Genomic DNA, 22,022 nt, shown 5'->3' with positions numbered 1-22,022 from the left:
CTAGACCAGTCCCAAGGTTTTGGGTTCCAGAGCCTGCGACGGCGAGCAGACAACCGCGCAAAACCGAGCCTTGATCGACGCCGTCTATCACTACATCAATACTGGCAATTAGACGCGACCCTTTGTCGCGCCTAGTCTGAACACTGATCAATCCGTCGGTGGTAATTGCCTCATGAACGCCAAGCGCCCAACCTGCGCGGCGCCCGCCCTTGAAACGCCCGCGCCCGCCGCCAGCCAGAGCTATGAGTACAGCAATCTCGAACTCACAGACGTCGGCAGTACTGCACTGGCCGAAGAGGTGGCGTTGGCGATTGCCTATAACGACATCAGCCAGGCCGTCATGCTGGTGACGCCCACCGACCTGGAAGACTTCATTGTCGGCTTCAGCCTTGGCAGCGGCATTATCACCGACGTCAGCGACATCTATGACCTGAAGCTCAGCGGCTCGGGCTCTGCTCAGTATGCCCAGGTACAGATTTCCAGCCGGGCGTTCTGGAACCTCAAGCAGCAGCGCCGCCAATTAGCGGGCACCAGCGGCTGCGGGCTGTGCGGCGTCGAAGCCGTGGAGCAGGCCTTGCCCGACCTGCAGGTGCTGCCCGGCGCACCCTTGCCACCCGCCGCATGGCTTGATGGGCTGCGCCAGCGCATCAGCGCCTTCCAGCCCTTGGGCCAACACAGCGGCGCGGTGCACGCAGCCATATTTATGAACAACCAGGGCGAATTGCTGATGGGCCGCGAAGACATCGGCCGGCATAACGCCCTGGATAAATTGATTGGCGCACTGATCCGCCAACAGATTCCGACCGACGGTGGCCTGGCAATTGTCACCAGCCGATGCAGCCTCGAATTGATCCAGAAAGTCCTGCGCGCGGGCATCCAGACCCTGGTCAGCCTGTCGTCGCCCACCGGCCTTGCCCTGCAATGGGCGCGCCGGCATAACCTCAATCTCATCCACCTGCCGCAGAAAAGCGCGCCGCGGGTTTACAGCCCAGCGATGGAGTACCAGCCATGAGCCTTCACCACCAAGCCGACCAAACCCCAACCCCACGCTACAAGCCCTATAAAGGCCCGGCAGGCGGCTGGGGTGCATTGATCAGCGTGGCGCACGCCTGGCTGACCAGCGACAACGCGCTGAAAAACCTGCGCATGATGCTCAAGACCAACCAGAACGGCGGCTTCGACTGCCCGGGCTGTGCCTGGGGCGACTCGCCGGAAAGTGGCATGGTCAAGTTCTGCGAAAACGGCGCCAAGGCGGTCAACTGGGAAGCCACCAAGCGCCGCGTGGACGCCGCATTCTTCGCCAAACACAGCGTGACCGCGCTGCTGGAACAAAGCGATTACTGGCTGGAGTACCAAGGGCGTCTCACCGAGCCTATGCGCTACGACGCCGCGACCGACCGCTACCAGCCCATCAGTTGGGACGCCGCGTTCGACCTGGTCGGCAAGCACCTCAATGCCCTGCCCAGCCCGGACATGGCCGAGTTCTACACCTCGGGTCGCGCCAGCAACGAAGCCGCCTACCTGTACCAGCTGTTTGTGCGCGCCTACGGCACCAACAATTTCCCGGATTGCTCGAACATGTGCCACGAAGCCAGCGGCGTCGCCCTGGCCCAGAGTGTGGGCGTGGGCAAAGGCACGGTGACCTTTGATGACTTCGAACATGCCGACGCAATTTTCGTCTGGGGCCAGAACCCCGGCACCAACCACCCACGCATGCTCGAGCCGCTGCGCGAAGCGGTGAAGCGCGGCGCTCAGGTGGTGTGTATCAACCCCCTGAAAGAACGTGGCCTGGAACGCTTCCAGCACCCGCAACATCCGCTGGAAATGCTCACCAACGGCGACAAGCCAACCAACACCGCCTACTTCCGCCCGGCGCTGGGCGGCGACATGGCCATCCTGCGCGGCATGGCCAAGTTCCTGCTGCTGTGGGAGCGTCAAGCCTTGGCCGAAGGCAAGGAAGCAGTGTTCGATCACGACTTTCTCAACGAACACACCATCACCGTGCTGGACTATCTGGGCCAGATCGACGACACCTCGTGGGAGGAAATCGTCGAGCAGTCCGGCCTGACACTGGTGGAGATCGAGCAAGCCGCGCGCATGTATGCCAAAGGCAAGAACGTGATCATGTGCTGGGCGATGGGCATCACCCAACACCGTCACTCGGTGCCGACCATCCAGGAAATCGCCAATCTGATGTTGCTGCGCGGCAATATCGGCCGCCCAGGTGCCGGCCTGTGCCCGGTGCGCGGTCACAGCAACGTGCAGGGCGACCGCACCATGGGCATCAACGAACGCCCACCGGTGGCATTCCTCGACTCACTGGAGCGCCGCTTCCAGTTCCAGGTGCCGCGCACCAATGGCCACAACGTGGTCGAAGCCATCCACGCGATGCTTGAAGGCCGCGCCAAGGTGTTTATCGGCCTTGGCGGCAACTTCGCCCAGGCCACGCCGGACAGCACCCGCACGTTCGAAGCATTGCGTAACTGCGACCTGACTGTACAGATCAGCACCAAGCTCAACCGCAGCCATCTGATGCACGGCAAAGACGCGCTGATCCTTCCATGCCTGGGCCGTACCGACATCGACATCCAGGCCGAGGGCCCGCAAGCGGTGACTGTGGAAGACTCGTTCAGCATGGTCCACGACTCCAACGGCCAATTGCAGCCGCTGTCGAAGCTGATGAAATCGGAGCCCGCGATTGTGGCGGGCATTGCCGCCGCGACCCTGGGCAGCAAACCGGTGGATTGGAATTGGCTGGTGGCTGACTACGGACGCATTCGCGACCTGATCGCCGACACCATTCCAGGCTTCAAGGACTTCAACGAGAAGCTCAAAAACCCGGGCGGTTTCTACTTGGGCAACTCCGCCGGCGCACGCCGCTGGAACACCCCATCGGGCCGCGCCAACTTCCGACCGAACGTCCTGCCCAAAGACCTGATTCACGAACGCACCCACGCCACAGGGCGTGTGCCGGACCTGATCATGCAGTCGATGCGTTCCCACGATCAGTACAACACCACTATCTATGGGCTAGACGACCGTTATCGCGGCGTCAAAGGCCAACGGGATGTGCTGTTCGTTAACGAAGCCGACATCATCCGCCTGGGCTTCAAGCCGGGGCAGAAGGCGGACATCATTTCGCTGTGGGAAGACGGCCGAGAGCGGCGCGTCAAGGGCTTCACCCTACTGGCGTTCGATATTCCGGCCGGGCAGGCCGCTGCTTACTATCCGGAAGTGAACCCTCTGGTGCCATTGGAAAGCACGGGCGACGGTAGCCATACGCCGACGTCGAAGTTTGTGGCGATTCGTTTGGAGGCGGCGAGCGATAATGGGTTGATCATGGCGCGCTCGGCCTGACACGGGTTTGTTTGAACTGCCGCTTTGGCAAAGAAGCCCGCACGATCACTACACATTCTGCAGGCACAAAAAAAGGCCGCTTTTTATATAAAAGCGGCCGTTCCCAAGTAGCTAAAGACTCGTAAAAACAACTTAAGTTCCCCATACAAAACAGCAACTTAGCAAATTGTATACAACTGCTGCCGCCGGTCGGATTTCGATTGTCAGCGACTCGATACAACCTCAGGATCGCGCCGTCATCCCCTTGAGGTTTCCCTGAATGAAGTTCTCCTCGATTCTCTTGTTGTCCCTTGGCCTGGTCAGTGGCGCAGCCATGGCCGGTGGCACCACCGAAGCCGGTGTGGGCGGCGCATTGGGCGGGGTTCTAGGCTCGGTTGTCGGCCAGCAGTTGGGCGGCAACACCGGTTCGACCATCGGCGCAGCGCTAGGTGGCGCGGGCGGTAGCGCAGTCGGCGCCGACAAGCGCAGCCGTGGCGAAGCCGCCATTGGCGGTGCACTGGGCGCCGCCGGCGGCAACGTGGTAGGCCGCAGTGTCGGCGGCAGCACCGGCGCACTGATCGGCTCAGCCGCCGGCGGTGGCGCAGGTGGCGCGCTGGGCAACTACATGGGCAACAAGAGCGATGACGATGACCGTCGTTACCGTGGCCGCGACGACCGTCGCTACTACCGCGATGGCCACCCTGGCCGCGGTCATGCCTATGGGCATCGCAAGAACAAACATCACTACCGTCACCGCTAAGCTTTAAGAACACTGCAAATCAATGTGGGAGGGGGCAAGCCTTAATGCCGTCAGTTAAGGCTTTTTGTAGGAGCGAGCTTGCTCGCGAAGAACTCTGGGCCTCCGCGTTTATTCAGAATGAACGCGTTGCCTAGACGTTTTTCGCGAGCAAGCTCGCTCCTACAGTGGACCACTTTCGCTTAACTGAATGGCGTTAGGGCAAGCCCTCTCCCACGTTTGGTTTTGCGGCGTTTGTCTGAACGAGTCAGACCACCAACCGCTGCAACGCCTCACGCAACCTCCCCGGAATCGTCACCGGCTGGTTCGTGCCCCGTTCGACAAACACATGCACAAAACGCCCCGCCGCACAGGCTTCCTGCTCGCCTGCCTTGAATACCGCCAACTCGTATTGCACTGAGCTATTGCCCAACTTGCCCACTCGCAGGCCGATATCAATGTGCTCTGGGAAAGCGATCGACGCAAAGTAATCGCACGCCGAACTGACTACAAACCCGACCACTTCCCCGTCATGAATATCCAGACCGCCCTGTTCGATCAAGTAGGTATTCACTGCCGTGTCGAAAAAACTGTAGTAGGTGACGTTATTCACATGGCCGTACACGTCATTGTCGTGCCAGCGCGTAATGATCGGCTGGAAGTGTGCGTAATCGGCACGTTGGGGCACTGAGTCAGGCATGGGCACCTCTCGTTAGAAGGAGTTTACAGGTCATTCAAATGGGCTTCGGCCCACTCACGAACCTCGGCGTAGGGGTAGTCCTCCAGCGCAGCGAAACCGGGAATGCCCCGCGCCTTCAACTTGGTGAACAACGGCACGCTGATCCCACTCAGAAAGCGCGTCAGCCGTTCCGCACCCGGCAATTGGCCGGTGTGCTCATGATGCCTGTGGATAAAATCACCGCACAGCCCCATAAAGTTTTTATCCACAAGCGGCGGCAGGCGCGGCGGCGGCGGTAGATGGGCGACGTGCCCGTGGCACACCGAGCAATGCCCGCAACGCTCAGGTACATCTTCGTCGCCAAAATAGCGCGCCAGGCGTTGCCCCAGGCACTGCTCGGTGGCGAACAGATCAAGCATGGCGTGAATCCGCGCCACTTCTGTCACCTCGTGCTGCTTGAAGCCTGTGTATAACTCGGCGCTCAGTACCTGTGGGTCGAAATCGGTGTTCAGCAAGCTGTAGACCTCGGTCATCTGCTTGCTCTCCAATTCGATCAGGCCCTGTTCCTGGAAGTAATCCAACGCTTTCACCACACGACTGCGCTCGGCGTTGTGCTGCTGGTAGAGCGCGTCGAAATCCACTGTCGCCCAGGTTTTCGCGCGCTTGCACACCTGGATGATCGCCGCGACAAACTGTTGCCGCTCCCCGGAAAACCGGGCCAGCAAGGCCTCGGGTTCGATCAGGTACTTGAAACGGTACTCGGCATAAAACGCGTAGCGCGGCGCGATCACGCCCTTGAGCTCCAACTGCACCAGCAGCGTCTTCAACGGCAGCTCGCGAATGTTACTGTGGTCCGATAAAGACCTGAGTAAAAACTCCCATTGGCCCTCGTCTCGCGCGGCCTGCACCTCTTCCAGCACTCGACGGATACCTTCCTGCTCCGGCGTATCACCGTACACGAAGTTTTCCAGCACATTGAGGCTGTCGCGATTGGCCAGCACCAGGCAGTCCGAAGGCTGGCCATCGCGCCCGGCGCGGCCGATTTCCTGGCTGTAATTTTCGATGGATTTGGGCAGGTCGAAGTGCACCACATTGCGGATATCACTTTTGTCGATGCCCATGCCAAACGCGATGGTGGCGACGATGCAATTGGAGCGCCCGCCCATGAAACGCTGCTGGATGCCCTCGCGTTTATCATGGGGCAAACCGGCGTGATACGCCTCGGCCTGGATGCCGTTACGGTTCAGGTGCTCGGCGATCTGCTCGGCGGTTTTTTGCAGGGTGACGTAGACGATGCTCGGCTGATTGGCCCGCTCGCTCATCCATTGCACGAGACGCCGGCGTTTGTCCGCGCCGCTCACCGGTTCTACCAACAAGTTGAGGTTGGGCCGGTAAAAGCCCGTGGTAATCACATCCTGCGGCGCAATGGCGAACTTGGCCTGCATATCGGTAATTACCTTGGGCGTGGCCGTAGCCGTCAGCAGCAGCGCTTGTGGGATCTTGAACTGGCGCTGGTAGTCCGGAAGCTTCAGATAGTCCGGACGGAAGTTGTGGCCCCACTCGGAAATGCAGTGCGCCTCATCCACCACCAGCAGCGAGAGCTGCACACTTTGCAGGAAGTTGCGGAAACGCTCATTTTTCAAGCGTTCCACGGAAATCATCAGGATTTTCAACTCCCCGGAACGTGCGCGAGCCATCACGTCATTGGCGTCCTCGCGGCTTTGCGCCGAGTCGATACTGCCCGCTGAAATACCGTGGCGCTTCAGGAAACCCAACTGATCCTGCATCAACGCCAACAACGGCGACACCACCAGCGTCAGGTGTGGCAGCAATACGGCTGACAGTTGATAACACAGAGACTTGCCCGACCCGGTGGGGAAAATAGCGGCCGCCGAACGACCGGCCAGCACGGCGCTGACCGTCTCTTCCTGGCCCAAACGAAACTGTGGATAACCAAAGACCTGCTGGAGGGTGTCGTGCATAGGCTGTCACTCCATTGACCGTTGAACGTGGGTTAAAAACGTAGCCCATTAAGTTCAGCGGATCGAGAAAGGTCGCATGGAAAAAAGAGACAGGATGATACACAGGGTGCAGCAATGGCCTTGGGCCAAATACGACTGTAGGAACACCAACAACCAAATGTGGGAAGGGGCTTGCCCCCGATGGCGGTGGATCAGCTACAAATAACTCACTGACCCACTGCTATCGGGAGCAAGCCCCCTCCCACATTTCAAAACCGCGCTACAACCGAATCAGCGGTTCTGCACCCGCTCAATCGCCGTGTCGTACACCGGATTGGCCTTCTGCTCCTTGGCCAACTGGTAGTGACGCAGCGCATCCGGGAACTGGCCCGCCGCTTCGTAGATTCGCGCAATGTTGTAGTAGGCACCCGCGCGTACGGTTGCCGCATTGGCCCCCGTCGCCAGGGCGATGGCCTTGCGGTTGGCCCAGATCGACTCGGCGGTGTTGCCAGCCTTCTGATACGCCAGGCCGAGGTTGCCATAAGCTTTACCGAAGCCGTTATCCAGATCAATGGCCTGTCGGAACAGATCAATCGCCTGGTCCAGATTACCCGCCTGGTAAGCAGCTTCACCCTGCACGTTCAGACGCTTCGCGTCGGTCTGTGCGGAAGAGCTGACGGCTACTGCGGTAACGGCAACGCTGTCGTCCAGCAATGGTTTGACTTCGTTGAGTACATTGGCGGCATTCACGGTCACGCCGCTGAAGGTGTTGATGTCCTGGAAATCGCCACTGCCGGTCATGCGGAACACGGTCCACAGGTTACCGCTGCGGTTTTTCGGCACGTAGTAGGTGCGCACCAGCGATTGGCCCATGTACACGAATACTTTGGCTTCACTGTTGGACAACTGACGCGAGCCTGGATTGCCGCCGTTGCTGTAGTCATGCACAGCGTAAACGTAGCTTTCACCGTAGTGTTTTTTCTGCAGGGTGATGGTCTCCGGGCCGTAGCTGTCGGTGTCATCCACATCCAGCTCGGCGTCAGTGCCGGTCTTGTTCTCGAAGTAGATATTGTTGCCGGGGAAGATCATATGGGAGTCGAGATCGTCCGGCGTCTGGCCCCAGCTCAGCACCACGCGCAAGCCATCGAGGTTTTCCATCACTGGGCTGATGGCGTAGGTCATGCCTTTGCAGGGGCACTTCACCACCAGGTTGGAATAGCCCGGTTTTTTGATGATCAATAGATTGCTGGCGTCGTCAGCCGCCTCGCTGGTCAGCGTCACCTGCCCTTGAGCGTTGGTGCGGCCCACCACGTTCTGCGCACCGTTGCGTTGCAGCAGCACCTCGGCGTCGGCGATTTTCTGGTCCTTGACCACCGCACTCAGCACCTCGATCGGCAACTGCTCGGCCTGAACGGAAAAAGCCACCGCACACAATGACATCGCCGAAGCGACACGAAGCAAACCCATGCTAATTCCCTTTAAGTAGTGGGCGGAATTGCCCTACAAGATTTTGCGGTGAAACATACGCTGAATTCAGCACGCTGGCGGATTTTTTACAAAGAATGTGACGTGGTTATAGCGAACACTGACCGCACGATGAAACCAGCCTCTGTCTTGGAGAACTGCGCCGTGGAAGAGATGACGTTCAAGCAGAAACAGGCTTACTACAAGCAGATACAACGCTCCAACTATCTCGCCAGCTTGCGTCTGGCAGGCTTTGACACCCAACCGTCCGATGTCGACAATGCTCTGCCGACGAGAGCCGCGGTCCTTGCCTGGTATCTGCCTCGCGAACTCGACGCCTCAGCACTGCACGGCTTGAACCGCAGGTGTTGGTGACGCAGAGCGTCACGGGATGCATTCCCACGCAGGAGCGTGGGAATGATCTGAGGCCATGAACAGTTAAACCATTCGTTTATTGCCCGAGAACACACTCACTTCTAAGGTTCGTTCCGTCGCTGCCAAATCAGCGACCGGGTTTGGTCATCCGAAAAACAGCAGGGACAAACGTGCCAACTCGTTTGGTGTATTTCTTTGAATCTGTATTGGAACTGAAATGACAAAGCCCAACCTCCCAACCAATCGTTATCGCATTCTGCGCACTAACTTCACCGATACCTACCCCCTCGTCATCGACACCGAAGCCAAAGCCGAAGACATCCAGTCCGCCGCCCACCAACGCATCCGCGCAGCTACGGACCTACTGGAAACCTTCTCCTGCCTGACCTTCGAACAAGCCGACCTCAAAGACATCTCCCACATCACCAACGCCTTGTACCTGCTCGTCCAGGACGGATGTGATTTGCTGGAAGCGGCGCAACACGTGCAGCTACAGCCGGCGGCCGACAGTCCAACACAAACTGGCCAGCCACACAGCTAACCCTGTGGGAGCTGGCTTGCCTGCGATAGCGGAGCATCAGGCGAAATTTCCACACCTGACCCAACGTCAACGCGGGCAAGCCCGACTCCCACATTTGACCAGTTTTACCTATGGCGTCGCTGCCAAGGCACAAATGCCGGAAACCGCTGTAAGAAACTTCCAAACACCGCGACATCCCCTTCCCAAACTGCTCCAAATACCCACCTAACGTCTACAGAAGTTACCCGTAGCTGAATGAAAATAGCGCGGTCTCAACTTTCTCGGCGGACACCCGTGAACATCGAAAGGACTCAATACATCGGCCATTATGGCATCACCTTCACGGTGCTTCGCCTTATAGCCTTACCAGCCAACCGGCACGCACTGGCAAACCTATGCCTACTGGAAGCAGGCACATTCGCAAATGAGCTGCGCCAGCGGCTCGTAGATTTATACGACAAAATGCTTGCCCGTGATTTGCCTTGCAAAATCACCATCGGCATCTCGAAGCCAATCACCCGGCAACATGCCGACTTGCTCAACATTCGCGGGGAAATCGTTGCAGGATTAATCAGCGGCGCGGTATCAGCGCCAATGAGTCTGGCATCTCCAGCAGTTGGACTCGCCGCAGGAGCAGCCGTAGGTCTGACTATCAAAGGCCTCATTCGTAGCTATCACGCCGGTGACGTCGTTATAGGGATCGACGCTCAGGTCAACGGAGGCATCGGCCCTCAGCGATCTCTCTCGTCAATGGTCCGACAATTTCAGGGTGGCTAATACGATAACCATGTACATCCAATGGATAAATCTGATTCTACTCTTGGCACTTGCCGCTTTAGCCGACAAAACAATCAAGCGGCCCGTATTCAGAAAGGCTTTTGGGCTCATACTCGTGGTGAGCGGTCCGACAATCTTATTCTGCGCCACCTCTTGGATAAGGGAGACACAAACAGAGAGCCTGCCGGTCATCGCTTTTGTAACAGGCATCATTTTGTTAAAAAGCCAAAACAAGTATCGCCACCAACGCAACCGTCCCCCTCACCCACTCCTGCGTGCCCCTACCGTGAACCTCGCCCCCAACTTCCCCAAAGACCCCGCCATGCAGCAACTCCTGCAACTGCTGCACGAAGAAATCGGCCTGCCGAAACACAAGACCATCCATCTGCAAACCTCACTCAATTTCGACCTGGGCTGTGACGGCAGCGAGGCCAAGCAACTGATGGAAGCACTGGAGCAGGAGTTCGCCCTCGACTTGGGCGACTACGACACTTATCGTTACTTCAACCCACCGGTCTTCGACGTGTTTCTCAAGCGCCGGGCCAAGGGGCATAGCGACAAAGTCCCGCTGACCATTGGTATGCTCTACCTGGCGATCAAGACCCACAGCTGGGACACACAGACGCTGGAAAATCTGAGCTGATCTAAAGAACGCTGATATCCAAATGTGGGAGGGGGCTTGCCCCGGTACAAACCGGGGACATCGTTTACATTTCTAACCGGGGACATGGTTTACAGGTTAATACGCATGATCAGGAGGTAACTGATCATGCCCTGGAACCAAGAGTCTCCGATGAATCAACGAATCAGACTGGTCGCTGACTGGCTTTCTGGTAACTACACCAAAAGCCAGCTGGCGCGCCGCTTTAACGTAAGTCGGCCTACCGTCGACAAATGGATCGGCCGGCACAATGGCGATTTAAAGTCTTTAGCCGAACTGTCCCGACGCCCTCACAACAGCCCCAATAAAACCGACGATGAAATCCTGGCTCGTGTGGTGGCGATGAAGGAGGCGCACGATAAATGGGGTCCGAAGAAGCTTCTCGAGCTATTGCGGCTTGAGGATCCCTCCATCGCCTGGCCTTCCCCAAGTACAGCAGGCCAATGGCTTGATCGACTTGGGCTCGTCCAAAAGCGGCGCTTCAAGCGCAGACACGGTACTTCCCCTGTAGCAATGCGCGAGGCCAACGAACCTAACCAGACGTGGTGCGCCGACTACAAAGGGCAATTCAAAATGCATAACGCGCAGATGTGCTTCCCTTTGACCATCACAGACCACGCGTCCCGGATGATTTTGGCGTGCAGGGCTCATTCAAAGATCAAGACTGAACCTGTTAAACACGCCTTTGAGAGACTGTTTCAGGAGTACGGCATGCCCGAAGTTATCCGCTCGGACAACGGGGTTCCGTTTGCCTCTCCTGGCCTGGCAAGAATGTCCACGCTGGCAGTTTGGTGGATACGTCTGGGCATCTATCCGGAGCGCACCATGCCAGGAAGACCGGCCCAAAATGGTCGCCATGAGCGGATGCACCGTAGCTTGAAACTGGAGCTGCCCTTAGGAGAAAACTTAATCGAGCAGCAGCTTTTGCTGGAGCATTTCAGGCATGAGTTCAATTACGTGCGCCCTCATGAAGCGCTCGGCATGAAGCGTCCAGGGGACGTGTATGTGCCGTCTACCCGGATTTACCCAGGATGCTTGCCGGATGTGGAGTATCCGTCCGAAATGAAGGTTCGAAGCGTCAGACAGGACGGGTCGATCAAGTGGAACGGCAAGTTGGTATTTATCAGCGAGGCATTGTCTGGGGAACGGATAGGACTCAGAGAAGCTGAAGATGATGTTTGGGATCTGTACCTATGTGATTATCCCTTGGGGAGATTTGGACGCGGTATGACCCGCGTCCAGGCCTCAAATGTGTAAACGATGTCCCCGGTTTCAGTTGTAAACGATGTCTACGGTTCTACACCCCGATAGCAGTATGCCAGCCAGCAAATTTTTGTCTGTTACACCGCAATCGGGGGCAAGCCCCCTCCCACATTAGCTTTGCGCAAATCTGCCGAGCGATACATAACAAGGACCTTACATGGACGTAACGATGGGCCTGCTGGCCGCCCTGCTCTGGGGCGGCACGGACTTTCTGGTGGGCCTCAACGCCCGGGCCGTTGGTGTTAAACGCGCGGTGTATTTCGGCCAAGCCCTCGGTTTTTTGATCATGACCCTGCTGCTGGTCAGTTTTCCTGCCTTCTTTTTCAAATCCCTCAATGCGCCCTTGAGCGTCTGGCTCCTGGGTATCGCGGCCGCGCTGCTCACCGTGTCCGGCGCCCTCGCATTGTCCAAGGCCTTCGCCCTGGGCAAAGCCGCCATCGTTGCGCCACTCGTGACCTCATACGGCGTAGTCACTACCTTGCTGTCCTGGGCCAGCGGCGAGCAGATCAGCCTGATCCAACTCGGCTGTATCGGCCTGTGCGTCATCGGCGTGATCCTTTCCAGCCTCCATAAGGACAACGGCGTACCCCAAAACAAACCGCGCCTGTCCATCGCCTACGCCATGCTCGCCGCGCTGCTGTACGGCACCAGTTTCTGGCTGCAAGGCCGCTATACGCTGCCAGCGCTGGGACCCATCACCATGCTGTGGCTGGGTTACCTGGTTGGGGGGTGCGTAATGGTGATGATGGTGCTGAAGATCAAGGACGGCTTGAAAATCCCGCCGCTGAAAAACTGCGCGACATTGACCGGAGCGAGCGTGATGAACCTCGGTGGTTTCTCGGCGTTTTCGTGGGGGGCGATGGCAGGGTCGGTTTCGGTGGTGACGGTGATCAGTACGCTGTCAGGAGGGATTGCAGCGATCCTGGGGTTTGTGTTTTTCAAGGAGCGGCTGACGGCGGTGCAGGTGCTGGGGGTTGTGCTGGTTCTGGTCGGAGCAGTGGTTTTGCACATCGCCGACTGACCTTTTGCGCACAAAAAAAGCCGCCCACAAGAGGCGGCTTTTTCACAACAAACGAGTCTTACAACTTAGGCCCTGCAGCCTTGATCGCATCGCTCACTTCAAACTTCTTGAAGTTCTCGATGAACAACCCAGCCAACGCCTTCGCCGCTTCATCGTAGGCAGCTTTGTCAGCCCAGGTGTTACGTGGGTTCAACAGGCCAGTCTCAACACCCGGCACGGCCAATGGCACGTCGAGGTTGATGGTGTCGAGGTGTTCGGTTTCGGCACCGATCAACGCGCCGCTTTGGATTGCTGCGATCACGCCGCGCGTGGTCGGGATGTTGAAGCGTTTGCCGACGCCGTAGCCGCCGCCGGTCCAGCCGGTGTTGACCAGGTAGACCTTGGAGCCGAAGCCGCGGATGCGCTTGATCAGCAGCTCAGCGTACTCACCGGCCGGGCGCGGGAAGAACGGTGCGCCGAAGCAGGTGGAGAAAGTCGACTTGATGCCGCTGCCCGAACCCATTTCGGTCGAGCCCACCAGTGCGGTGTAGCCGGACAGGAAGTGGTAGGCCGCTTGTTCTTCGCTGAGGATCGACACGGGCGGCAGGACGCCGGTGAGGTCGCAGGTCAGGAAGATCACCGCGTTGGGCTCGCCGCCCAGGTTCTTCTCGGAACGCTTGGCAACGTGTTCCAGCGGGTAGGCGGCGCGGCTGTTCTGGGTCAGGCTGACATCGGCGTAGTCGGCATGCCCGGCTTCGTTGATGACGACGTTTTCCAGCACGGCGCCGTGCTTGATGGCCTTCCAGATAACCGGCTCGTTCTGCTCGGACAGGTCGATGCACTTGGCATAGCAACCGCCTTCGATGTTGAACACCACGCCTTCGCCCCAACCGTGCTCGTCGTCACCGATCAGGTAACGGCTTTCGTCGGCGGACAGGGTGGTCTTGCCGGTGCCGGACAGGCCGAAGAACAGGGTCACATCGCCTGCTTCACCGATGTTGGCGGCGCAGTGCATCGGCAGTACGTCGGCGGCCGGCAGCAGGAAGTTCTGCACCGAGAACATGGCTTTCTTCATTTCACCGGCGTAACGCATGCCGGCGATCAGCACTTTTTTCTGGGCGAAGTTGAGGATCACGCAACCGTCGGAGTTGGTGCCGTCACGCTCTGGCACGCACTCGAAGTTGGCGACGTTGAGCACTTGCCACTCTTCACGACCGGCCGGGTTGTACTGCGCCGGGTTGATGAACAGGCAACGACCGAACAGGTTCTGCCAGGCCGTCTGGGTGGTCATTTTCACGGCCAGGTAGTGGTCTTCGGCAGCCCCTACGTGAACGTGGGAAACGAAGTGCTCTTGCGCATTGTTGAAGGCCTCGACGCGAGCCCAGAGGGCATCGAACTTGTCGGCCGGGAACTTGCGGTTGATCGGGCCCCAGGCGATTGCGGCCTGGGTAGTCGGCTCTTCAACGATGAAACGATCGACCGGCGAACGACCGGTGCGGTGACCGGTTTCTACGACCAGCGCGCCAGTATCGGCAAGCACGCCTTCACCGCGCTGCAGGGCTTCTTTGACCAGATCGTCAACACTCAGATCGGTGTATACGGCGTTATTGGCTTGCGTCATGAGGTTCCCCGTCGGCCTATGGCCGAGTGCTCCAAACGTTTTGTAGTAGAAAGTTGCGCACTACTACCGCGAAAAAAGTGGGCCGGATTATGCCAGAAAAGCCCAAAAAAAGTAGGGTCCTCCCGTCAGAACGCCTCTAATCCGGCATTTGACAGGTGATTTACCTCTGCTTAAACGTTTTAGTGGCGGGTGTCGGAAGGGGTGTCGATGCCTGCGCCGGCGAATAATTGGGCAACATCGGCAGCATCGAACAGATAACGCTCGTTGCAGAACTGGCAGTCGATCTCGATATGGCCACCGTGCTCCACCACCAGATTTTGCGCATCTTCCAGGCCCAGGCTGACCAGGGCATTGGCCGAGCGCTCGCGGGAGCAGCTGCAATTGAAGCGCAGGGACTGTTCGTCGAACAGGCGCACGGCCTCTTCGTGGTACAGGCGGTGCAAGATGGTCTCGTTGTCCAGGGCCAGCAATTCTTCAGCGGTCAGGGTGCCCGCCAGGGCGGTCAGCTTGCGCCAGCTATCCGTGCGCTCATCCTCATCCTTGATCCGGTCAGCCGGCAATTGCTGCAACAACAGGCCGCGAGCGCGCTTGCCGTCGGCGTTGAGCCAGAACTTGGTGCCGACTTGCTGGGACATTACGAAATAGTTGGTAAAGCAGTCCGCCAAGGTCTCGCCGTCGAGGTCAACGATGCCCTGGTAGCGCTGGCCCTCGGTGGGGTCAACGGTGATCGCCAGCACGCCATCGGCCATCAGCTCGGAAAAGGTGGCATCCGGTGTAATCCGGTCGACGTCATAACGGGCCAGGCCACGAATCTCGCGCTCGCTGGAACACTCGATCATCAGCATCGGGATCGGACCTTCGGAACGCGCCTGCAGGATCAGCAAGCCATCGAATTTCATCGTGCCCACCAGCAGCGAAGCCGCTGCCATCAACTCACCGAGCAACTGCGCGACCGGCTCCGGATACGCGTGTTTGGCAAGGACTTCGGCATAGCTGAGCTCCAACGAAACCAATTCGCCGCGGGCGTCGTTCTCGTCAAAGATAAAGCGTTGGGTGAAGTCGGTATCCGGTAGATCAGTCATAGGTCTGGGTATCTGAAGTGATGACAAAATGATTACAACGTTTATAAAATTAAACGCTTTAGCACCATATTGGTGCGGATTCTCCTGAAACAAGGAGCTAATAGAGCGATGAGGGACAGTTTATGAACAATCCGGGTTTGTTCCAAGCGAACTGGAACCTCCGGCGATGGGCTCTTTGCAATCTACTCGCTATCGCGCTGCTGTGTTTTTGGCTGTGGCCCACGGGGCAGATGCTGTGTGTGGTTTTCGACGAGTGGCTGTTTCATCTGCTCAATGGTCCGCTGGCGAGCAACTCCACTTGGTTGCATGTGTGGGCCGTGGCGAGCCTGCGGCCATTTGATGCGGTCGTCGGGGTGATCCTGTTGGCATTGCTGATACGCGGCGACTGGGTGTTCAAGGCCGTGCAGGTGCGCCAAGCGTTCTTTGGCTTCCTCAGCATTCTTTTGTTGTTGCTGTTTATCCGCATGCTGTTTTCCAAACTCGCGGCGCAGATGGGTTGGCAGCACAGCAGCCCGTCGATGGTGATCGGCGGCGCAGTGCAGATGAGTGATTTTTTCCCTGGACTGGAGAAAACCTGGGAACTGAAAGACCGATCGAGCCAGAGCTTTCCCGGCGATCATGCGTCGGTATTGTTGATCTGGGCGATGTTCATGACCGTGTTCGCCAAGCGCATCGGCCAGGTGCTGGTGATCTGGGGCCTGGCGCTGTTGTTCATGATGCCGCGGCTCGTAGCAGGCGCGCACTGGGGCCAGGACGATTACATCGGCGGGGTTTTGCTGGCGCTGTTGGCATTGGGTTGGGGTTACTACACGCCGTTTGCAGCGAAGGTGTCGGGGTTCCTGTTGCGGGTAACAGCGCCGGTTTTCGGGTTGCTCGGCAAATTGCCGGTGATCGGGCGATTGAGTGTGATACGTACAGCCCGTTAACACCGCCAGCTAAATGTGGGAGGGGGCTTGCTCCCGATAGCAGTGGATCAGTCAGCTTATAGGTAGCTGACCTACCGCAATCGGGGGCAAGCCCCCTTGTGTCTTGAGTCAGGATTAGACTGAGGGTGAGAGCGGTGAGTAGCAAGCTGAATGCCCCGAGTGCTTAAAGCACGTGTGGGAGCCCACGCTGCTACTCACCTCTCCGCTCTGGACATGAGCCCGAACAGTTGAACGAGCCCACCTCGAACAGTTACAAGCGTGGGCCAAGCCAGAGCGCTCTCACTCTAAGTGTAAGAGGATTTGGCCATGTTTTCCTGTTCCGCAGGCATTGATGTTTCCAAAGACAGTCTTGAGGTTCGGATTCATTCACTTGAAGCTGGGGTAAGCTGTTCCAACACTGAAAGAGAGTTACCGGCGTTGATCGGTTGGCTAATGCTTTACCAGGTTAATCGCGTGTTGGTGGAAGCCACGGGCGGCTACGAGCGCAAAGTCGTCAAAGCGGCCCAGGCTGCCGGCCTTGAGGTTATGTGCGTTAACCCCCGTCGCGCCAAAGAGTTTTCCAGAGCGATGGGTCAAAAAGCCAAAACCGACCCGATAGACGCAAAGTCTCTGGCGCACTATGCAGCCATTCTAGACTCGCCAAGTGCCCGAATCACAAGCCCGGAACACGACAAGCTGCGCGCGTTGGTCCAGCAGCGGGAACATTTTGTTCAGCAAAGAGATGACGACAGACGACGCCTGAAAACTGCTTCCTGCGATGCGGTAAAGCCTGCATTGCAGAGCCATATCGACTATTTGAACACGGCAGTGGAGGCGATAGATCAACTAATTCGTCAAAGTGCGAACGAGCTAGATAGCGAAAAGGTGGCTCGACTGTGTTCAGTCAAAGGCATCGGGTTGGTTACTGCCACCAGTCTTATGGCTTACCTGCCCGAGCTGGGAGAAATTGGCGGACGCCCTATCGCAGCATTAGCGGGACTCGCTCCGTACAACAACGACAGCGGAAGGCATAAAGGTGCACGTCATATCAGTGGCGGAAGGTTTTCAGCTCGTCGCTCACTTTACATGGCCTGTTGGGTGGTCATCCGGGACCAGCCAGAATTCGGGACTCGATATAAGGCGCTACGTGATAAAGGGAAATGCGCCAAAGTCGCGTTGATCGCCTGTATGCGCGTTTTGTTGGTACGCCTGAACGCGATGCTGCGCGACCGTACTGAATGGATAGAGCGCACCGCTTAGCGCGGTAGCAGCTACTTCGTTCAACATCGCACGGCCTAAGGCTGTGGGAGCTTTGCTGCCTATGAGAAATGACTTCTGAATTGAATCCATTAAGACAGTTGCTCCCACATTTTGATCTCCTTTGGGTTGGAGATTTGCGCAATCAATCATCATTGCCACTACCGCGAAACTTGAACAAATCCCGGCGTTGCTTCTTGCTCGGCTTGCCGTCGGTGGTCAAACCTGAAGCACCCGCCTTGCGCATGGCCGCAGCGTTCTCGCGCTTGGCAATGCTGGCTTGGGTCTCCACATACAGTGTCTGCGCTTCTGGCGCACCCCGGCGCACGGCGGAAAGCGCCTGAACCACGACAGTCTTTTCATCGAACCCTGTACGAATCTGAAACTCGTCACCGACACGCGGTTCCTTCCCCGGCTTGCAGCGCTCGCCGCGATGGTGCACCTTGCCGCTCTCGATAGCGGCCTTGGCCAGGGCACGGGTTTTGTAGAAACGCGCGGCCCACAGCCACTTGTCCAGGCGGACCTTTTCTTCCTCTTCCTGTTTTTGAGCCACTTGAATTCCTCGCTCTGAAAAATGTCGCAACCTTACCGTTGAAACGCTTCGACGCATAAACCCTGAGGCTCACCTAAGATACGCCAGGTAGCACTCTGTTTTCGCGAGGACACGCTGTGACCGACTTTCCCGTTTCACTCACCTCGCCCAACCAGCGGTGCGTGGGTTGCCAGCAAAGCGAGCCTCTGGGGTTCGATTTTGCTTTCGCCTACCAGCCTATCGTAGACCTGCGTGATCATTCGATATTCGCCAATGAAGCCTTGGTGCGCGGCATCCAGGGTGAAGGCGCGTCGTCGGTGCTGGCCCACGTCAACGCAACCAATCGCTACCGCTTCGACCAGCGCTGCCGCACCCAGGCAATCGCCGGCGCCGCCGCCCTGGGCATGCAAACGCACCTTTCCATCAATTTCATGCCCAATGCCGTATACCGGCCCGAACTGTGTATTAGCAGTACCCTGGAGGCTGCCCGCGCGCACAAGTTTCCGCTGGACCGACTGATTTTCGAGACACTGGAAAGCGAGCATGTAGATAACAATCGCCATTTGACGAATATTCTGCGTGAATACCGCGAATTCGGCTTCAAGACCGCCATCGATGATTTCGGCGCGGGCTATTCGGGGCTGAATCTGCTGGCCGATTTCCAGCCGGACCTGATCAAACTCGACATGGCGCTGATTCGCGATGTCGATCAAGACCGTGTCCGTCAGGTGATCGTCCGGGGGATTGTCACAATCTGTGAGCAGTTGGGGGTTACTGTCATCGCCGAAGGCATCGAAAGTGCCGGCGAGCGGGACTTCCTCTCCGACTGTGGAATATTTCTAATGCAGGGCTATTGGTTCGCCAAGCCCGCATTCAATGCCCTGGCCAAGGTTTCGCCTGACGCCTGGGCACATTGACCGGTACCCATATTGAAGACATTTGACCATTTGACCGTTGTGGGTCTGCGAGAGTGGGTGGCGCTTCCCGACTTGGGAGTGGCTGGCCTGCGCGCCAAGATCGACACCGGCGCCAGTACCTCGAGCCTGCACGCCACTGAAATCGAGCCGTTCGAACGTGATGGCGAGAAATGGGTGCGTTTTACCGCCCACTTGGGCAGCGTGGTGCAACTGCGTCACCGCCGCTGCGAAGCGCCCCTGGTAACGATGAAAACCATCAAGAGCTCCAACGGCCATGCGCAGGTGCGCTACGTGATCAGCACCACCCTGGCGTTGGGCGATCGGGTGTGGCGGGTGGAATTCACCCTGGCTTGCCGCAAAGCCATGCGTTATCGCCTGTTGCTAGGCTCCAAGGCGCTGATTGACGGCCATTTGGTGGTCAGCCCGGGCGTCAAGTACGTTCAAGACAAGCCGGTGTTCCCGGTCTCTACTATTTCAGCCCCAGGTGCTGCATGAAGATTGCTGTGCTGTCGCGAAATCCGCGTCTGTATTCCACCCGCCGCCTGGTCGAGGCCGGCACTGAACGTGGCCATGAAATGGTGGTGATCGACACGTTGCGGGCCTATATGAACATTGCCAGCCACAAGCCGCAGATCCACTACCGCGGCAAGCCGCTGGAAGGCTTTGACGCGGTGATCCCGCGCATCGGCGCCTCGGTGACGTTCTATGGCTGCGCGGTGCTGCGCCAGTTTGAAATGATGGGGGTCTTCCCGCTGAATGAATCCGTGGCCATCGCGCGCTCGCGGGACAAGTTGCGCTCGCTGCAGCTGCTGTCGCGCCGGGGGATCGGTCTGCCGGTCACCGGCTTTGCCCACTCCCCGGATGACATCCCTGACCTGATCGAAATGGTCAATGGCGCGCCGCTGGTGATCAAGGTGCTGGAAGGCACCCAGGGCATTGGCGTGGTGCTGTGCGAAACGGCAACGGCGGCGGAATCGGTGATCGAGGCGTTCATGGGCCTCAAGCAGAACATCATGGTGCAGGAGTACATCAAGGAAGCGGGCGGTGCGGATATCCGCTGCTTCGTGGTGGGCGACAAGGTGATTGCCGCCATGAAGCGCCAGGCCAAGCCGGGTGAGTTCCGCTCCAACCTGCACCGTGGCGGCAGCGCGAGCCTGATCAAGATCACCCCGGAGGAGCGCATGACCGCGCTGCGTGCAGCCAAGGTCATGGGGTTGGCCGTGGCGGGCGTGGATATCCTGCGCTCCAATCATGGCCCGTTGGTCATGGAGGTGAACTCATCGCCGGGCCTGGAAGGGATCGAGACCACCACGGGCAAAAATGTGGCGGGGATCATCATTGAGCATCTGGAAAAAAATGGCGGGCCGAACATGACCCGGACCAAGGGAAAGGGCTGAAAAGCTCTGCCCCTGACACACCATCAGTTCAGATGTGGGAGGGGGCTTGCTCCCGATAGCGGTGGGTCAGTCACATCTGCATTGACTGACATTCTGCTATCGGGAGCAAGCCCCCTCCCACTATTTGATTCATGTTGTCTGTTAGACCGCATCCCGGGGCAACATCAACCCAAGCGGCAGGCGCACCCGTGCCTCCAGCCCGCCCTCTTCGCGGTTGCGCAATTCGACATTGCCGCCATGCATCGACGCAATCCGCCGCACAATCGCCAAGCCCAAGCCGGTACCTTTACCGCCCCGGGCGCGGTCGCCACGGGTGAACGGGTTGAAGATGGCCTCCAGTTCCGCCGGGTCGATACCGGTGCCGCGGTCCATCACGCTCAGCACCACATAGGGCGCAGCGCTGTCGCCAGACACGTACGCCGCCACTTCCACATCCGAACCGGCATGATGCAAGGCATTGCCGATCAGGTTGTTCAGCAGGCGCTTCATCGACACCCGGCGCAACGCAAACGGCTGAATCGGTTCCAGGCGCAGGCGCACCTGCTCACCGCTCTGGTTGTAGGGTGCGACCACTTCACGTACCAGATCGGTCAGGTCAACCTCCTCCACTACCTCGTCGCGCCCATCACGGATGAATGCCAGGAACTGGTCCAGAATCGCGTCCATGTCCTCGATGTCGCGCACCATGTCATCGGTGAGGTCGGTATGGTTGCCCATCAACTCCAGGGACAAGCGCAATCGCGTCAACGGTGTGCGCAGGTCATGGGACACGCCCGCCAGCATCAGCTCGCGCTCGCGCCCGGCCTGCTCGACATCCTCCGCCATCTGGTTGAACGCGCCGTACACCTCGGTCATCTCACTGGGCGTATCGCTGACCGGCAGGCGCACGCTGCGCCCCTGCCCCAATTGGCGGGCCGCGAACACCAGGCGTTTGAGCGGTTGATTGAGCTGGCGCACGAAAATCCATGCGGACGCGGTTGAAAGCAAGCCAATGGCGAGGAACCAGCCCAATACGTTCCAGATTTTCTGCCCGCGCAACGGGTGCGGATACAGCGGTACCTTGATCCAGGCATCTCCCAGGCTGGGCGCCCTCACCCACAGCGCCGGCGACACATGCATGCGCAGCCGCACCTCGGTGTCGTCGCCCAGTTCCGCCTGCATCTGGCGCTGGTAGATCTCACTATAGGGCCAATGCTGTTCGCCCTCAGGCACGCCGGCCCCATCAACCCGGATCAGGGTTGAGGCCTTGGCTACCTTTTCACGGTTCTCAGGGTCTACGGCCCAGTAGGCGCGCAACGTCAAGGCGACGCCGTGGCTGTACTGTCGATCCACCAGCACGTCCTCGTTCATCAAGAGATAAACCAGTGTGAGTGCCTTCGAAAACAGAACGACGATCAGCACCAGCCAAAGGGTGCGGGAGAAGAAACTTTGCGGGAACCACAGCGGGGTTTTCATAGGAGACAGCTAGACACCTTGCAGGAACGAGCGGCGCTCGCAGAATTGCAGACGCCGGACACCCCGTCGATCCTCATGGAATCA

General features: G+C 58.4%; 20 protein-coding genes and 1 pseudogene. 14 read left to right on the top strand and 7 right to left on the bottom strand.

Translation table 11 applies throughout. The features are described 5' to 3' along the window. The first annotated feature begins 172 nt into the window (after positions 1-172). The 3 genes from fdhD to C4J86_RS01495 all read left to right on the top strand — a co-directional run bounded on the left by fdhD (position 173) and on the right by C4J86_RS01495 (position 4,096). Complete coding sequence (gene fdhD, locus C4J86_RS01505; protein WP_124369224.1) at positions 173-1,012, top strand: formate dehydrogenase accessory sulfurtransferase FdhD; 840 nt, start codon at positions 173-175, stop codon at positions 1,010-1,012. Next, the gene (locus C4J86_RS01500) at positions 1,009-3,357 is read left to right on the top strand and encodes an FdhF/YdeP family oxidoreductase (protein ID WP_124369223.1); all 2,349 of its coding nucleotides are present in this window, start codon (positions 1,009-1,011) and stop codon (positions 3,355-3,357) included. Before fdhD ends, C4J86_RS01500 begins: the two co-directional genes overlap by 4 nt. A gap of 259 nt (positions 3,358-3,616) precedes the next feature. Further along, positions 3,617-4,096 carry a glycine zipper domain-containing protein gene (locus tag C4J86_RS01495; RefSeq protein ID WP_124369222.1) on the top strand — a complete coding sequence of 160 codons (480 nt, stop codon included), beginning with the start codon at positions 3,617-3,619 and terminating at the stop codon, positions 4,094-4,096. A 244-nt stretch (positions 4,097-4,340) separates the two neighbouring features. Here the strand turns inward: C4J86_RS01495 and C4J86_RS01490 are convergent, their stop codons facing one another. The 3 genes from C4J86_RS01490 to C4J86_RS01480 form a co-directional block, all read right to left on the bottom strand. Further along, the gene (locus C4J86_RS01490; protein ID WP_124369221.1) at positions 4,341-4,772 is read right to left on the bottom strand and encodes a thioesterase family protein; all 432 of its coding nucleotides are present in this window, start codon (positions 4,770-4,772) and stop codon (positions 4,341-4,343) included. Positions 4,773-4,795: 23 nt separating this feature from the next. Further along, the gene (locus C4J86_RS01485) at positions 4,796-6,733 is read right to left on the bottom strand and encodes an ATP-dependent DNA helicase RecQ (RefSeq protein ID WP_124369220.1); all 1,938 of its coding nucleotides are present in this window, start codon (positions 6,731-6,733) and stop codon (positions 4,796-4,798) included. Positions 6,734-7,003: 270 nt separating this feature from the next. Beyond that, positions 7,004-8,179 (bottom strand): tetratricopeptide repeat protein, encoded by a 1,176-nt coding sequence (locus C4J86_RS01480; RefSeq protein WP_124369219.1) that lies wholly within the window; start codon positions 8,177-8,179, stop codon positions 7,004-7,006. Positions 8,180-8,341: 162 nt separating this feature from the next. On the opposite strand from C4J86_RS01480, the pseudogene C4J86_RS01475 reads away from it, so the two are divergent. The 6 genes and pseudogenes from C4J86_RS01475 to C4J86_RS01450 all read left to right on the top strand — a co-directional run. Next, a pseudogene (locus C4J86_RS01475) lies at positions 8,342-8,494 on the top strand (YhfG family protein); the annotation flags it as partial. A 274-nt stretch (positions 8,495-8,768) separates the two neighbouring features. Then, complete coding sequence (locus C4J86_RS01470; RefSeq protein ID WP_124369218.1) at positions 8,769-9,092, top strand: hypothetical protein; 324 nt, start codon at positions 8,769-8,771, stop codon at positions 9,090-9,092. 273 nt (positions 9,093-9,365) lie between these two features. Next, positions 9,366-9,848: a hypothetical protein gene (locus C4J86_RS01465; RefSeq protein WP_124360803.1), complete on the top strand. Its 483-nt coding sequence runs from the start codon at positions 9,366-9,368 to the stop codon at positions 9,846-9,848. 322 nt (positions 9,849-10,170) lie between these two features. Further along, on the top strand, positions 10,171-10,491 hold the full coding sequence (locus C4J86_RS01460; protein ID WP_256681376.1) for a DUF1493 family protein: 321 nt from the start codon (positions 10,171-10,173) through the stop codon (positions 10,489-10,491). 126 nt (positions 10,492-10,617) lie between these two features. After that, a complete protein-coding gene (locus C4J86_RS01455; RefSeq protein WP_124369216.1) occupies positions 10,618-11,766 on the top strand; it encodes a DDE-type integrase/transposase/recombinase in 1,149 nt (382 codons plus the stop codon). Between the two features lie 163 nt (positions 11,767-11,929). Further along, entirely contained in the window at positions 11,930-12,793 is an 864-nt protein-coding gene (locus C4J86_RS01450) for a DMT family transporter (RefSeq protein ID WP_256681717.1), read from the top strand. A 58-nt stretch (positions 12,794-12,851) separates the two neighbouring features. Here C4J86_RS01450 and C4J86_RS01445 read toward each other — a convergent pair whose 3' ends face one another. Both C4J86_RS01445 and hslO read right to left on the bottom strand, forming a co-directional pair. Next, positions 12,852-14,393: a phosphoenolpyruvate carboxykinase gene (locus C4J86_RS01445; protein ID WP_124360801.1), complete on the bottom strand. Its 1,542-nt coding sequence runs from the start codon at positions 14,391-14,393 to the stop codon at positions 12,852-12,854. Between the two features lie 179 nt (positions 14,394-14,572). Further along, positions 14,573-15,475, bottom strand: coding sequence for an Hsp33 family molecular chaperone HslO (hslO, locus tag C4J86_RS01440; RefSeq protein WP_124369215.1), 903 nt, complete (start codon positions 15,473-15,475; stop codon positions 14,573-14,575). A 122-nt stretch (positions 15,476-15,597) separates the two neighbouring features. Here hslO and C4J86_RS01435 point away from each other — a divergent pair, with 122 nt between their 5' ends. Beyond that, a complete protein-coding gene (locus C4J86_RS01435; protein WP_124369214.1) occupies positions 15,598-16,401 on the top strand; it encodes a phosphatase PAP2 family protein in 804 nt (267 codons plus the stop codon). A gap of 306 nt (positions 16,402-16,707) precedes the next feature. Beyond that, entirely contained in the window at positions 16,708-17,640 is a 933-nt protein-coding gene (locus C4J86_RS01430; protein ID WP_124369104.1) for a transposase, read from the top strand. 142 nt (positions 17,641-17,782) lie between these two features. Here the strand turns inward: C4J86_RS01430 and C4J86_RS01425 are convergent, their stop codons facing one another. Beyond that, positions 17,783-18,190, bottom strand: a complete 408-nt coding sequence (locus tag C4J86_RS01425) for an RNA-binding S4 domain-containing protein (RefSeq protein WP_124360798.1) — start codon at positions 18,188-18,190, stop codon at positions 17,783-17,785. A gap of 116 nt (positions 18,191-18,306) precedes the next feature. On the opposite strand from C4J86_RS01425, the gene C4J86_RS01420 reads away from it, so the two are divergent. Genes C4J86_RS01420 through rimK form a run of 3 tightly spaced genes read left to right on the top strand, consistent with a single transcriptional unit; the run spans position 18,307 to position 20,483 of the window. Beyond that, positions 18,307-19,086, top strand: coding sequence for an EAL domain-containing protein (locus C4J86_RS01420; RefSeq protein WP_124369213.1), 780 nt, complete (start codon positions 18,307-18,309; stop codon positions 19,084-19,086). A 45-nt stretch (positions 19,087-19,131) separates the two neighbouring features. Continuing rightward, positions 19,132-19,581, top strand: a complete 450-nt coding sequence (locus tag C4J86_RS01415; RefSeq protein WP_372239264.1) for an ATP-dependent zinc protease — start codon at positions 19,132-19,134, stop codon at positions 19,579-19,581. Continuing rightward, the gene (gene rimK / locus C4J86_RS01410) at positions 19,578-20,483 is read left to right on the top strand and encodes a 30S ribosomal protein S6--L-glutamate ligase (protein ID WP_057725432.1); all 906 of its coding nucleotides are present in this window, start codon (positions 19,578-19,580) and stop codon (positions 20,481-20,483) included. The genes C4J86_RS01415 and rimK overlap by 4 nt, the downstream gene beginning before the upstream one ends. Before the next feature lie 141 nt (positions 20,484-20,624). Here the strand turns inward: rimK and C4J86_RS01405 are convergent, their stop codons facing one another. After that, the gene (locus tag C4J86_RS01405; protein WP_124360795.1) at positions 20,625-21,938 is read right to left on the bottom strand and encodes an ATP-binding protein; all 1,314 of its coding nucleotides are present in this window, start codon (positions 21,936-21,938) and stop codon (positions 20,625-20,627) included. Between the last annotated feature and the right edge of the window lie 84 nt (positions 21,939-22,022).

The organism is Pseudomonas sp. R2-7-07 (genome assembly GCF_003852355.1).
GTDB lineage: Bacteria > Pseudomonadota > Gammaproteobacteria > Pseudomonadales > Pseudomonadaceae > Aquipseudomonas.
This window is presented reverse-complemented; position numbering and strand designations above follow the sequence as displayed.